The organism is Vibrio anguillarum (assembly GCF_003390515.1).
GTDB lineage: Bacteria > Pseudomonadota > Gammaproteobacteria > Enterobacterales > Vibrionaceae > Vibrio > Vibrio anguillarum.
Genome location: NZ_CP031479.1, coordinates 2,093,754 through 2,107,216, shown reverse-complemented (window position 1 = coordinate 2,107,216; position 13,463 = coordinate 2,093,754). Strand labels below are relative to the sequence as shown.

Genomic DNA, 13,463 nt, shown 5'->3' with positions numbered 1-13,463 from the left:
CGTTGCATTCGTCTTGCTCTAATTGAATAGGAACAGTATGGTTTCAATTAACGGTTTACCTCCTGCGATAGTGCCCGGTAGCAATAGGGCTAATCGCGCAAATAAGAACAATGGGGTAAAGAAAGGCGATGCCAAAACCGGAGTAGGCCAACCTACTAAGGTGGCGAATGCTGTTTCTCATTCAATTCGTCATGTCGATCCATCAGAGATTCATCGGGCTAATCTGGAATACGATCTTCCTGAAGGTCGATCAAGAAAGGCGATGGAAGAGTACATGGACGTGATGAACCAAGCAAAAAAAGATGAACTTGCTCAACTGCTTGGAGTCGATATCTACATCTAATCCAACAAGGTCATTATGATGCGATCTTTTTCTACTTCTAAAACGCTACTATTGTTATCGTCCACATTGCTGCTTGGTGCATGCTCAAGCTTACCGGATGATCTTCGTGCCAGTAGTGATGCCGTGATCACCGATTACGCCACTTGGGTCAATACGCCAATCAATGAGCAAGATGAAGTCCGGCTGGGCGGCGTCATCGCCAGTGTGACTAATTTGGCGGATAAAACACGGATTGAAATAGTCAATTTGCCGATTAGCTCATCAGGCCGACCGGATATCGACCGCGAACCGCAAGGGCGTTTTGTTGGCTATGTTGACGGGTTTGTTGACCCAGTGGCTTATGCGAAAGATCGTTTGGTGACGCTAGTGGGAACCAGCCTTACTCCAGAAAAAGCCAAAGTAGGTGAGTTTGAATACACTTTCCCAACCATGGCCGTAAAAGGGCTACATTTGTGGCGAGTTGAAGAAAGAGTGGTCGTGAATGATCTCGGTACTTATATGTACCCTTGCCACAGCTTATATTGTCGTCAAATGTACATTGGTGCTCGTGAAGGGCGCGTGGTACAAGAAGTGAAATAGCGATGCAACAAAAACAGTACTCTCTTGCGCAAGGAATGATTGCGACTCAAGAGTTGGGAAACGCACAAACGGCCGACTTATCGGTCGTTTTTTTGCATGGTTGGTTAGATAATTCATCCAGTTTTCTTACTGTTATCAAAGCGTTAAGTCACCTTAATCCACAGTTACACCTTTGCGCAATCGATTTACCGGGACATGGCCTTTCAAGCCATAAAGCCGACGGTCATTTTTACCCATTTCATGACTATATTGATGATATTTACTCATTTTTGCTCAACTTATCACCAAACAGGTTAGTGATCGTAGGGCATTCCCTTGGTGCTTTAATCGCAAGTTGCTATAGTGCCGCCTTTCCTGAGCAAGTCGCAGGATTAGTTCAAATCGAAGGAATTGCTCCATTGGCTGAATCGCCACTAGAGAGTGTGGCCAGGCTGCGCAATGGCGTACTCAGCCGCCAGCGGATTCGGCGTAAGCCTCGTCGTAGGTTACCGAATTTAGAATACGCTGTTGCTCGCCGAGCCGAAGTCAACCAGTTAGAAGCAGCCTTGATCCAACCCATCGTTATTCGAGGGGTTGAGCGGCGCAATGACGAGTGGTATTGGCGTCATGACCCACAGTTAAACAGCGATTCCTTGTATCGCATGTCGTATGAGCATGCTCAGCACATCATGGCGCACATCCAATGCCCACAACGTGTGATTCTCGGTACACACGGTTTTTCTGAGTTACGAGCCGCTCGAGGCTATTTCGCCGATGATCGGCAAGAGATGTTCACTATTTCTGGTGGTCATCATTGCCATCTTGAGCAACCTTCGCAAGTCGCCGAACTAATTTTTGGCTTAGTTAACAAAATTTAAACAAGTGTTTGAGTGTTTCGTGCTCAAGCGCTTTGGCTGTGCTGTAATAGCGCACATAAAAATATCGCCGTAGAGCAGCCGCCAATAACGAGGAGTATTACCGTGGAGAAACCTTGGCTTTCACGCTATCCAACTGATGTACCTGAATTCATCAACCCTGATCAGTACCTCTCTTTGGTCGAAATGTTTGAGCAATCGGTTCATAAATATGCCGATCAACCAGCCTTTATGAATATGGGTTCGGTCATGACTTTTCGTAAACTGGAAGAGCGCAGCCGAGCATTTGCCGCCTATTTGCAAAATGAGCTGAAGCTGAAAAAAGGTGATCGTGTCGCCTTAATGATGCCTAACCTATTGCAGTATCCGGTCGCGTTATTTGGCGTATTACGAGCCGGGTTGATTGCAGTGAATGTTAACCCGTTGTACACCCCGCGAGAGCTTGAGCATCAACTGAATGACGCCGATGCAAAGGCGATCGTCATCGTCTCGAATTTTGCCAATACCTTAGAGCAAATTGTTGAAAATACCTCGGTAAAACATGTGGTATTGACCAGCCTTGGACAGATGTTACCTAGAGCAAAAGGGACGTTGGTTGATTTCGTTGTGAAATATGTGAAAGGGATGGTGCCAAAATATGACTTACCAGGTGCCATTTCCATGCGTAAGGCGTTGCACAAAGGTCGCCGTTTACAGTATGTGAAGCCTTTTATGTCTGGCGACGACATTGCATTTTTGCAATATACCGGTGGTACAACCGGTGTGGCAAAAGGGGCAATTCTGACCCACCGCAACATGATTGCGAATGTGCTCCAAGCAAAAGGGGCATATGGCCCAGTATTGGCCGAAGGCCGCGAACTGGTTGTGACGGCATTACCGCTTTATCACGTATTTGCACTGACCGTAAACTGTTTACTGTTCGTCGAAATGGGTGGGCGTAACCTATTGATTACTAATCCACGCGATATTCCAGGCTTTGTCAAAGAGCTGCAAAAGTACCCATTTACTGCCATTACGGGGGTGAATACGCTGTTTAATGCGTTGGTCAACAACGAAGATTTCCATGAACTTGATTTCAAAAATCTTAAGCTTTCTGTTGGTGGTGGCATGGCGGTACAGCGCGCGGTGGCCGATCAGTGGAAAAAAGTGACGGGTATCCACCTGCTTGAAGGTTACGGTTTGACTGAATGTGCACCACTGGTGACAGGTAATCCTTATGATTTAAGTGATTATTCGGGAGCCATTGGTTTACCCGTTCCTTCAACCGAAGTGCGTATCGTTGATGATGAAGGCAAAGTGTTGGCTTATGATCAAGTCGGTGAGTTGCAAGTGCGTGGCCCACAAGTGATGCAAGGTTATTGGCAAAGACCGGAAGCGACGAAAGAAGTGATTGATGCCGATGGTTGGCTCTCTACAGGCGATATCGTCAAGTTTGATGAGCAAGGAATGGTCTATATTGTCGATCGCAAGAAAGACATGATTTTAGTCTCTGGATTCAACGTTTATCCTAATGAGATTGAAGATGTGGTTGCACTGCATGGCAAAGTATTAGAAGTGGCCGCTATCGGCCAGCCTCATGAAGTGTCGGGTGAAATCGTCAAGATTTATGTGGTTAAGCGTGATCCGAGCTTAACCAAAGATGAAATCATTGCCCATTGCCGTAAACATTTGACTGGCTATAAAGTGCCTAAGTTGATTGAGTTTAGGGAAGATTTACCAAAGAGTAATGTGGGTAAAATTTTACGCCGCGTACTTCGTGAAGAAAATGATGCGGCAATTGAACAAACAAAACGTGCCTAAGCATCAAGTCAGTATGAAAAAATAGTGCTAGAATGCCGACTCAAACCGTCGGCATTTTTATGTCCCCTCTAGTAGGGTTGCCCAAAGTGAGCCATTAGTGAACTACCAAATAATTACCCAGCCTAACGACCTACAACGTGTATGCCTTGCCGCGCGAGATGCCGATGTGGTGATGCTCGATACCGAGTTTGTCCGAGTGCGTACCTTTTACCCACAGCTCGGATTGATCCAGCTTTATGATGGTGAAAACCTCTCTTTAATCGATCCACTTGCCTTTGATGACATGGCCCCTTTTGTCGAGTTACTGCAAGACACCTCCGTGCTCAAAGTGCTGCATGCGTGTGGTGAAGATCTCGAAGTGTTTCATAATGCATTTGGCTGCACACCGTTTCCAATGGTCGATACTCAAGTAATGGCAGCCTTTCTCGGCCATGGACTGTCTACCGGATTTGCCGCATTGGTTAATGAATTCTTAGGGATTGAAATTGATAAAAGTGAATCGCGTACTGATTGGTTAGCAAGGCCTTTATCGCAAAAGCAGCTGGATTACGCTGCCGCCGATGTGTTTTATTTGCTGCCGATTTACGAGAAATTACTCGATAAAGTGACGCAGGCGGGCTGGTGGCAAGCGGCGCAGCAAGAATCTGAACTATTGAGCGTCAAACGCATTAAACAGACTAATCCCAATTTGGCCTATTTGGATATCAAAGGGGCATGGCAACTAACACCGCAAGAATTAGCGATTCTCAAACCCTTAGCTACTTGGCGCTACGAAGAGGCGGTACGCCGTGATTTGGCGCTCAATTTTGTGGTCAAAGAGACAGATTTGCTGACTATCGCTCGTTTGGGATTGACGAGTGCAAGCCGTATGATTGATGAAGGGGCCGATCCGAGATCGATTCAACGTCACAGTGCCAAAATCATTGCATTGGTGAAAGCGGGCCAGCAGACTCCGGCTGATCAATACCCACCTAAAATCGACCCTTTGATGGACTATCCCGGCTATAAACAGTTGTTTAAACGGTTGAAAGATGAAGTTAAATCAGTGTCTCAAACCACGGGTTTAGCGACTGAATTTTTAGCCTCTAAAAAACAGCTCAACCAGCTATTGAGTTGGGTGTGGAAGAAAGAGAGAGATCCCGCGCAATTGCCGGATGTGATGCAGAGCTGGCGCTTACCTATTCTCGGTGAACGGCTCAACAAATTGGTTGAGTAAAATTGGTTAGTAAAGAGAAAGAGCCTGCAACTTTGCAGGCTCTTTTATCATAAGGATTACTTTTCTTCGTCTGGCAGTTTCACGTTCAATTCCAGCACAGAGATATCATCATCTTTGTGCTCAAAAGAGACTTCAACCATCGAAGGGTCAACCGCGACGTATTTGGCGATCACCTTGAGAATGTCTTCTTTCAATTGAGGCAAATAGGTCGGTGCAGGGTCATTTTCACTACGACGTTCGGCGACGATAATTTGCAAACGCTCTTTGGCAAGGCTTGCTGAGGTCGTTTTCTTTTGTGGTCGGAAAAACTCAAGTAGAGACATAATATTAACCCCCGAAAAGTCGTTTAAAGATGCCCTTTTTCTGCTCCGTTAGAAAACGAAACTCGACTTCTTGCCCTAATAAGCGCTCGACAGCGTCAGCATAAGCTTGGCCTGCGTCTGATTGATCGTCAAAAATAACCGGAACACCTTTGTTGGAGGCATTAAGCACCGCTTGGCTTTCTGGGATCACGCCAAGTAAAGAGATATGTAAAATCTCTTCAACATCTTCCACGCTCAACATTTCACCTTGTGTCACGCGAGTAGGGTTATAACGGGTCAATAAAAGGTGCTGTTTAACAGGCTCTAACCCTTGCTCTGAGCGCATTGATTTGGAATCCAAAATCCCTAAAATGCGGTCTGAGTCGCGCACGGAAGAGACTTCAGGGTTCGTCGTTACAATCGCTTCATCAGCAAAGTACAAAGCCATCAACGCGCCTTGCTCAATACCTGCTGGTGAGTCGCAAATGACGAAATCAAAGCCCATCGTATCGAGTTCATCCAAAACGCGCTTTACGCCCTCTTTGGTGAGCGCATCTTTATCACGGGTTTGTGAGGCAGGCAGAATAAACAAGTTTTCGGTGCGTTTATCTTTGATCATCGCTTGGTTAAGTGTCGCCTCACCGTTGATGACGTTAACAAAGTCGTACACCACGCGGCGCTCACAACCCATGATTAAGTCAAGGTTACGCAGACCGATATCAAAATCGATGACCGCTGTCTTTTTACCTTTTAAAGCCAAGCCAGAAGCAATTGCTGCGCTTGAGGTTGTTTTACCAACGCCGCCTTTTCCTGACGTTACAACAATAATGCGTGCCATTATGTTTTCCTTGTTAATTTTAAATCGTGAGCGTTTCAAAATGCAGTGAATCATCAACCATGCTGAGCATCACTTTCTTCTGCCAAAACTCACTTTCAATTTGATCGCTAAGCCAATAATTTCCAGCAATGGAGACCAGCTCTGCTTGTAAATCGTGACAAATAATTTTTGCTTCCGTTTGGCCGCTGGCACCGGCAATGGCCCTTCCGCGCAGTGAACCATGAATGTGAATTGAACCATCGGCGATCACTTCGGCCCCCGCGCTGACGTGATTGAGGATCACTAAATCGCTATCTTTGGCATACACTTGCTGGCCAGAGCGAATGGGCGTGCGAATCACCTTGGTTGGCGCGATTTGAGCGGGAGCTTGAGAAGGCGACTTGCTTGCTGCCATCACGGCAAAGCCAGCTTCTGAGGCTAAGTTTTGGCTGCGTTTATCACGGCAACCTGTCACACCGACCGGGATCATTCCCGCTTCAGTGATGCCTTGTTTAAGTATCGCAAAATCAATATCGCCAATCACTTTAGCAATATTGATCACCACAGGTGCAGAGGCAAAAAAAGCAGGAGCTTGGGCGACTTTTTCCTTGAGAAACTCAACGGTATTGGCAACTTCACTGTCGCAAAGGTGTAACACTGACAAAGTAAAACTGCTACCTTTTAGGTCAGGAGTATTCGACATCTTATATTGACCTCAATAACTAATGGCTTCACTAGAAAGGGCGTTGCCTGAAACTAGGGTTGTCATGTTATATTCCCTGACTTAGCTCAGCAAGTTATCTTGCGGTCAAATGTTTGTTTTAATCTCAAATTTGGTAAAAGTTTAACGTTTCTAACTTAATTGGCTCGAAAAGCCAGTTTATTACAATAAAAGGTTTGTCATGCTTTGCTCTATCTACAAAAGCTCTAAAAAAGAAGGTGCCTATCTCTACGTTACTAAAAAGGATGACTTTTCACAGGTTCCTGACACATTAATGGCGATGTTCGGTAAACCTACTTTAGTCATGGTAGTGAAACTGGAAGGGCGTACACTTGCCCAAGTGAACATTGAAAAAGTAAAAGAGTCTCTAGAAAATGAGGGCTTTTTCCTACAGTTACCGCCACCGCCACAAAATTTATTAGAACAATATAAGCAGCAAAAGGCTCAGCAAAAAGATAGCTAAGTTTTCAGCTCAAGGAGGACGATTTGAGAAAGTTATTGTCAGTCGTATTGGGATTAAGCCTCTCCACGCCATTGATGGCGAATGAGGTTAGTTTTGAACACTATGTCGAAGGCTTGAAGCAGCAAGCACGAAATGAAGGCATTTCAGAGCAAATTTTAATCGATGCGTTTAAAAATGTGGAGTACAAGCCACGTGCTGTGACGGCCGATCGCAATCAACCAGAAAAGAAACTGACGCTGGATGAATATATCCCACGCGCGGTTCCAGAATGGAAAGTGAACCAAGCAAAGGCGCTGTATGAAAAGCACTATGCAGAGCTTAGCCGCATTGGCGAGCAATATGGCGTACAGCCGCGCTTTATCGTGGCTTTGTGGGGCGTAGAAAGTAATTTTGGTGCGTTGACCGGTGGTTTTAGTGTTATTGATGCGCTGACGACTATGGCTTATGACGGTCGTCGAGAAGAATTTTTCCGCAAGGAGACGATGGCCGCGTTGCAAATTCTACAGCAAGGTCATATCCAAGCTGATGAGATGAAAGGGTCTTGGGCTGGCGCGATGGGACAATGCCAGTTTATGCCGAGTTCGTTTTTGGCGTTCGCTTCCGATGGTAACGGCGATGGCAAAAAAGACATTTGGCGCTCAAAGGAAGATGTATTCGCGTCGACGGCCAATTATCTCAGCCAATCGGGATGGGATGATAAATACACTTGGGGCCGTCAAGTTAAAGTTCCGCATGGGTTTGACCGCACTCTAGAAGGGCGACAGCCCGAAAAAGGGAAATCACTGAGAGAGTGGAACAAGCTCGGTATTACCCGTTACGAAGGTAAACCACTGCCTAATTTAGACAACGTTCAAGCTTGGCTTATCATGCCAGATGATGAAAATGGCCGCGTTTACTTGGTATACAACAACTATAATGTGTTGATGAAGTGGAACCGTTCATATTATTTTGCCCTCGCGGTGAGCCATTTGGCGGATAGAATTACCTATTGATTTGAACCTTAATTGAACGCAAAGGGCTCATCATGAGCCCTTTGCTATTTCTGGAGAGCGTGTGCTAGTTGAACGTGCAGGGCAAATGGTGATATTTGCTGCGTTAATCAAACATCAAGGCTTTACCGCTGCGGCCAAAAGCTTAGGCGTATCAGTATCGCATGTTAGTAAGCAGTTGGCCTTACTGGAAGCCTCGCTCGGGGTGAAGCTCGTTCAGCGAACCACTCGCAGCTTCACCACAACCGAGGCTGGAGAGGCTTTTTATCGCCATTGTATTGCGGTCGTTGGGTTGATGGATGCTGCGCAGTCTGAAATGGAAAGCCAGCGTGATGAGGTGTCTGGGCTGATTAAGCTTGGTCTTTCACAGTCGTTTGGTTCTTTGCACATTTTGCCAGCACTGGAGGCGCTTCGTCAGCGTTATCCAAAACTGCAAGTGGAAGTGCATTTGTTCGATTATCGAGTCGATATGCTCGAAGAAGGGCTTGATTTGTGGGTGACCAACAACGAACATTTGCCGGAAGGGTACGTGGCGCAACGTCTCGCCGATTGCCAATTTGTGCTGGCGGCGTCACCGGAATACTTATTAAACCATTCACCCCCTCAGACACCCAGTGATCTGTTAGGTCACAACTGTCTTATCTACCGTAGTTGGGAGCGAGATTACACCAGTTGGTCGTTTGCCAATCCAGAGCAAAAGGTCAACATCAATGTGTCGGGTAACTATTCGGTGGATTTAGCCGAAGCCGTCCGTGACGCCGCCGTGGCAGGGTGGGGTGTTGCTTACTTGGCGACTTATTTAATTCGAGATGAATTTCGAACCGGTAAACTGATCCAGTTGTTGCCAGATTGGCACGCAAATCAAAACATGCCTTTTTATGCGGTTTACCCGAGCCGACAACATATGCCGAAGAAAACCTCAGCCGTGATTGAATTTATCAAGGCTTTAATCGGTACACCTTGCTACTGGGATACTCAGTTAGAGCCTTACATCCGTTTGACAAAAGTGTAATGAGCACGGTTTATTATTTCCAAACTCAGAAACATCTTTTCTATATGGAAAATATAAGCCTAGGCAATCGTTTAGCTTGTTACAAATCAACAGCTTGAAACAAGAGGGTTAAGGCTGCTATTTTTAAGCACACCTCTGTAACATTTGCGACTTGCGCATTCGTTTTCGCACGATAGAATGCGCGCCTTTCCTATCCCCGTTATCTGGATTGACAGCAAATGAACTCATTACTTGGCGTCGTCGCCATCTTATTTACGGCTTGGCTACTTTCTACCAATAGAAAAAACATCCAATTTAGAACCGTGTCGCTCGCTTTTTTATTGCAAGTAGGCTTTGCACTATTGGTTCTGTATGTCCCTATGGGGAAAGAAGTGCTCAACAGTGTCACGGGTGCGGTATCGAATTTAATCAATTATGGGCAAGAGGGAATTGGCTTTCTCTTTGGCGGTTTAGCCAATGGTAGCGTTGGTTTTGTGTTTGCGATTAATGTGCTTGGCATCATCATTTTCTTCTCCGCTTTGATCTCCGGTTTGTACCACATTGGTTTGATGCCTAAAGTAATTAATTTGATTGGCGGTGGTTTGCAAAAATTATTGGGTACGGGGCGTGCAGAGTCACTGTCAGCCACGGCGAACATTTTTGTCGGCATGATTGAAGCGCCGTTAGTCGTTAAGCCTTATTTAAAGCACATGAGTGATTCGCAATTTTTTGCGGTGATGACGTGTGGCTTAGCCTCGGTTGCGGGCGGAACGTTAGTTGGCTATGCCTCACTGGGCGTTAACCTTAACTATCTTATTGCGGCGGCATTTATGTCAGCTCCAGCCGGTTTGTTGATGGCGAAAATTTTGGTGCCGGAAACCGAAGCGCAAAGTCAGCAGGTGGCCAATGAAGAGGTTGAGATACCAAAAGCAACCAATGTGGTTGAAGCCGTGGCTGATGGTGCAATGTCTGGGCTTCGTATCGCGGTTGCGGTTGGGGCAACGTTACTGGCCTTCATCAGTGTGATTGCGCTACTCAACGGCCTATTGGGCTGGGTGGGCGGTCTGTTTGGCTTAACCCTTAGCTTTGAGTTGATTTTAGGCTACCTATTTGCTCCAGTTGCGTGGCTGGTGGGCATTCCATGGAGCGAAGCGATGACGGCAGGCTCACTGATTGGTAATAAAATTGTCGTGAACGAGTTTGTCGCTTTTATCCAATTGATGGACGTAAAAGATTCGCTCAGTGAACATTCTCAAGCGATTGTAACTTTTGCTCTGTGCGGCTTTGCCAATATTTCGACCATGGCAGTATTGATCGGTGGTTTGGGCAGTTTGGTGCCAGAGCGTCGCAGCTTCATCTCTCAATATGGTTTTCGAGCGATCAGCGCTGGCGTGCTGGCTAACTTGATGAGTGCTGCACTTGCTGGGGTTATTTTGTCGCTATAAACGTAGCGTTTCTATTGGTTACGAGAATCCACCATACATTTTGTATCTTCGATGCCGGCTAATAGAGCCGGCATTTTTATCCATCCACCTCACCAAAATAATATTGACCATATCAATTTCTCAACGACGTGTGATTAGGTGAGTTCGTGAAGTCCGCCGAAAAAGATTTGCAAGCGGTGTTGATGTTGAAATCATGCCGTGATTTTGAGCTGAGATAATTAAAATTATCAGTTATTTAGAGTGCAATTCTCGTCCTCTAGCTTATTAGTTATATACCCTGCCTACTTGATGCTGCCTTGTCTTTATCTCGCGTATTGCAGGCCACCACGTCAAGTTACTTGGGAACGGGTTAATTATTCATAAGCAAAGGAGAGAACAATGAGTTCTTATCTACTCAGAGCCGCCATTATTACAACGTTAGGGATAAGCTACCAAGCTCAAGCCTATAACTGTGATGGCTTGGGCTCTTGGGATACGGCCGCCATTTATACGTCCGGCGATAAAGTGACGCAATCTAACGCAGCCTATCAAGCCAACTATTGGACGCAGGGAAATGATCCTGCAAGCAATAACGGCCCCTGGGCATTTTGGCTATCACTCGGGCAGTGTGACAGCGGTGGTGGCAATGTTCCACCCACGCTAAATCTCGTTTCTCCTGCCAATAATGCACAAATCCCACAAGGCAGCTTAATCACGCTGCAAGCCACGGCGTCTGATAGCGATGGTAGCGTGGCACAGGTTGAATTTTTGATTGATGGCGTGTCGATCGCCGTCATCACACAAGCGCCTTTCCAAACCGATTGGACTGCCGCTTTAGGCGCAACCCAAGTGACTGCAATTGCCACTGATAATCAGGGTGCGACTACGTCAACAGCGTCAACCATCTCGGTTACGCCTGTTGGTGGTTTAGTACCTCCTTCCATCTCCTTAACCAGCCCAACAGGTGCTGAGCAGCTAGCGGCTGGTGACTCATTGACGCTAAGCGCTAATGCCACCGATTCGGATGGAACCGTCACGCAAGTTGATTTTTATGTGGATGGACAACTCGTCGCTTCAGATACTTCAGAACCTTATGCCCACGATTGGACTGCTGTCTCAGGTTCTCACACCTTTAAAGCCAAAGCGACGGATAATGATAACCAAACGACTCATAGCCAAGAGGTCGCCTTAGTTGTATCTGGAGGCTCAAGTGGTGGTTGTACAGGTTTAGCAACCTATGTGGCGGGTAGCAGTTACGCAGTGGGCGAACTGGTGCAAAACAATAATCAAAAGTTCCGTTGTGATATCGCAGGTTGGTGCTCTTCCAGCTCAGCGTGGGCCTATGAGCCGGGCAAAGGAAGTTATTGGCAAGAAGCGTGGACAGGAATGGGCGCGTGCGCCACGCCACCTACCGTTTCATTGACGAGCCCTGCTGACAATGAAGTGATTCTGGCTGGTTCTACCATCCTGCTCAGCGCACAAGCTAATGATGCCGATGGCAGTGTAGTACAAGTGGAATTTCTTGTTGATGGCACGAGCCTTGGCGTAGTAAACCAAGCGCCTTATTCGGTTGAGTGGGTTGCGAGCAAGGTCGGAAGTACCACACTCAAAGCCATCGCAACCGATAATGACAATAATAGCGCTGAAAGTCAGATTAACGTTTCAGTGAGCGATCAAGCGTTAGTGGTGTCGTTAACATCGCCAACGTCAGGGCAAACCGTCGGTTTAGGTAAACCAGTCAATATTGCTGCCAATGCGACGTCACTCACTGGTGCTGTTTCTAAAGTCGATTTCTTAGTGAATGGAGCGGTGGTCGCAACTGATACCAGTGCGCCTTATGCCTACACTTGGACACCTACGGCTATCGGCGAATACACAGTGGCTGCGCAAGCTTATGATGCAGGCAGTAGTGTATTGTCAGACGCAGCTGCCGTGAAGGTGGTTGAACAGACACAGAAAAAGCACAAATTGATCGGTTACTGGCATAATTTTGTCAATGCTGCTGGCTGCCCAATGCGTCTCGCTGATATGTCTGATGCGTGGGATGTGATCGATATTGCATTTGCCGATAATGACCGCAACAGTAATGGAACCGTGCATTTCAATCTTTTCGCAGGCGATGCGCATAGTAGCTGTCCCGCCTTAGATGCTACCCAGTTCAAGCAAGATATGGCGGCCTTGCAAGCCAAAGGCAAAGTTTTTGTTTTGTCACTTGGTGGCGCGGAAGGCAACATTACGCTCAATACTGACAGTGATGAAGCGCACTTTGTTGATAGTTTGACGGCGTTGATCAAAGAGTGGGGTTTTGATGGCTTGGATGTTGATTTAGAAAGTGGTTCTAACTTAATGCATGGCTCGCAAATTCAAGCGCGCTTGGGCCGGGCATTAAAGCAAATTGAAGCCAACATCGGCGGTGATATGTACCTGACCATGGCACCAGAACACCCTTATGTTCAAGGCGGAATGGTGGCTTATAGCGGCATTTGGGGTGCGTATATTCCTATCATCAATGAGGTTCGTGACACACTCGATCTACTTCATGTTCAGCTTTATAACAACGGTGGGTTACCAAACCCTTATCTACCGGGTGCAGCTCCTGAAGGTTCGGTGGATATGATGGTCGCTCAATCAAAAATGCTGTTAGAAGGGTTTGATTTGGCCGATGGTTCACGCTTTGAACCACTGCGTGACGATCAAGTTGCAATCGGTTTGCCTTCTGGCCCGAGCTCTGCCAACTCTGGGCAAGCGCCCACGCAAAACATTCTTGATGCGTTGGACTGCTTAACCAAGGGAACCTCTTGCGCGACGGTGAAACCGAGTTTCAACTACCCTAACTACGGTGGTGTGATGACATGGTCTATTAACTGGGACGAACACGATGGCTACAATTTCTCTACGCCAATAGGCAACAAACTGACGCAAATGAATAATGCTCAATAAAGGCTAAGTTGGTTTATAACGCAA

General features: G+C 46.6%; 13 protein-coding genes. 10 read left to right on the top strand and 3 right to left on the bottom strand.

Annotation, left to right across the window (positions count from 1 at the left end; genetic code table 11):
• Positions 1 to 37: 37 nt before the first annotated feature.
• The 5 genes from DD616_RS13085 (at position 38) to rnd (ending at position 4,792) form a co-directional block, all read left to right on the top strand.
• On the top strand, positions 38 to 343 hold the full coding sequence (locus DD616_RS13085; protein ID WP_164996764.1) for a chromosome partitioning protein ParA: 306 nt from the start codon (positions 38 to 40) through the stop codon (positions 341 to 343).
• Between the two features lie 15 nt (positions 344 to 358).
• Positions 359 to 922 carry a Slp family lipoprotein gene (locus tag DD616_RS13080; protein WP_208871772.1) on the top strand — a complete coding sequence of 188 codons (564 nt, stop codon included), beginning with the start codon at positions 359 to 361 and terminating at the stop codon, positions 920 to 922.
• A gap of 2 nt (positions 923 to 924) precedes the next feature.
• Positions 925 to 1,779 carry an alpha/beta fold hydrolase gene (locus DD616_RS13075; RefSeq protein ID WP_019283279.1) on the top strand — a complete coding sequence of 285 codons (855 nt, stop codon included), beginning with the start codon at positions 925 to 927 and terminating at the stop codon, positions 1,777 to 1,779.
• A 102-nt stretch (positions 1,780 to 1,881) separates the two neighbouring features.
• Complete coding sequence (gene fadD / locus DD616_RS13070) at positions 1,882 to 3,576, top strand: long-chain-fatty-acid--CoA ligase FadD (protein WP_026028639.1); 1,695 nt, start codon at positions 1,882 to 1,884, stop codon at positions 3,574 to 3,576.
• A gap of 97 nt (positions 3,577 to 3,673) precedes the next feature.
• Positions 3,674 to 4,792 carry a ribonuclease D gene (gene rnd / locus DD616_RS13065; protein WP_088732156.1) on the top strand — a complete coding sequence of 373 codons (1,119 nt, stop codon included), beginning with the start codon at positions 3,674 to 3,676 and terminating at the stop codon, positions 4,790 to 4,792.
• A gap of 56 nt (positions 4,793 to 4,848) precedes the next feature.
• Here rnd and minE read toward each other — a convergent pair whose 3' ends face one another.
• From minE to minC, 3 genes are read right to left on the bottom strand one after another with little or no spacing between them, the layout of a single operon-like run.
• Complete coding sequence (gene minE / locus DD616_RS13060) at positions 4,849 to 5,115, bottom strand: cell division topological specificity factor MinE (protein ID WP_010317176.1); 267 nt, start codon at positions 5,113 to 5,115, stop codon at positions 4,849 to 4,851.
• 4 nt (positions 5,116 to 5,119) lie between these two features.
• Positions 5,120 to 5,932: a septum site-determining protein MinD gene (gene minD, locus DD616_RS13055; protein WP_013857214.1), complete on the bottom strand. Its 813-nt coding sequence runs from the start codon at positions 5,930 to 5,932 to the stop codon at positions 5,120 to 5,122.
• Between the two features lie 19 nt (positions 5,933 to 5,951).
• Positions 5,952 to 6,614: a septum site-determining protein MinC gene (gene minC, locus DD616_RS13050; RefSeq protein ID WP_013857213.1), complete on the bottom strand. Its 663-nt coding sequence runs from the start codon at positions 6,612 to 6,614 to the stop codon at positions 5,952 to 5,954.
• 199 nt (positions 6,615 to 6,813) lie between these two features.
• Between minC and DD616_RS13045 the strand changes: the two genes are divergently transcribed.
• From DD616_RS13045 to DD616_RS13025, 5 genes are all read left to right on the top strand, one after another.
• Positions 6,814 to 7,095: a YcgL domain-containing protein gene (locus tag DD616_RS13045; RefSeq protein WP_094129503.1), complete on the top strand. Its 282-nt coding sequence runs from the start codon at positions 6,814 to 6,816 to the stop codon at positions 7,093 to 7,095.
• Between the two features lie 23 nt (positions 7,096 to 7,118).
• Positions 7,119 to 8,087, top strand: coding sequence for a lytic murein transglycosylase (locus tag DD616_RS13040; protein WP_013857211.1), 969 nt, complete (start codon positions 7,119 to 7,121; stop codon positions 8,085 to 8,087).
• Between the two features lie 61 nt (positions 8,088 to 8,148).
• A complete protein-coding gene (locus DD616_RS13035) occupies positions 8,149 to 9,096 on the top strand; it encodes a LysR family transcriptional regulator (RefSeq protein ID WP_170888651.1) in 948 nt (315 codons plus the stop codon).
• A gap of 218 nt (positions 9,097 to 9,314) precedes the next feature.
• The gene (locus tag DD616_RS13030; RefSeq protein ID WP_019282015.1) at positions 9,315 to 10,520 is read left to right on the top strand and encodes a NupC/NupG family nucleoside CNT transporter; all 1,206 of its coding nucleotides are present in this window, start codon (positions 9,315 to 9,317) and stop codon (positions 10,518 to 10,520) included.
• A 378-nt stretch (positions 10,521 to 10,898) separates the two neighbouring features.
• On the top strand, positions 10,899 to 13,439 hold the full coding sequence (locus DD616_RS13025; RefSeq protein WP_208871771.1) for an Ig-like domain-containing protein: 2,541 nt from the start codon (positions 10,899 to 10,901) through the stop codon (positions 13,437 to 13,439).
• Positions 13,440 to 13,463 lie beyond the last annotated feature (24 nt).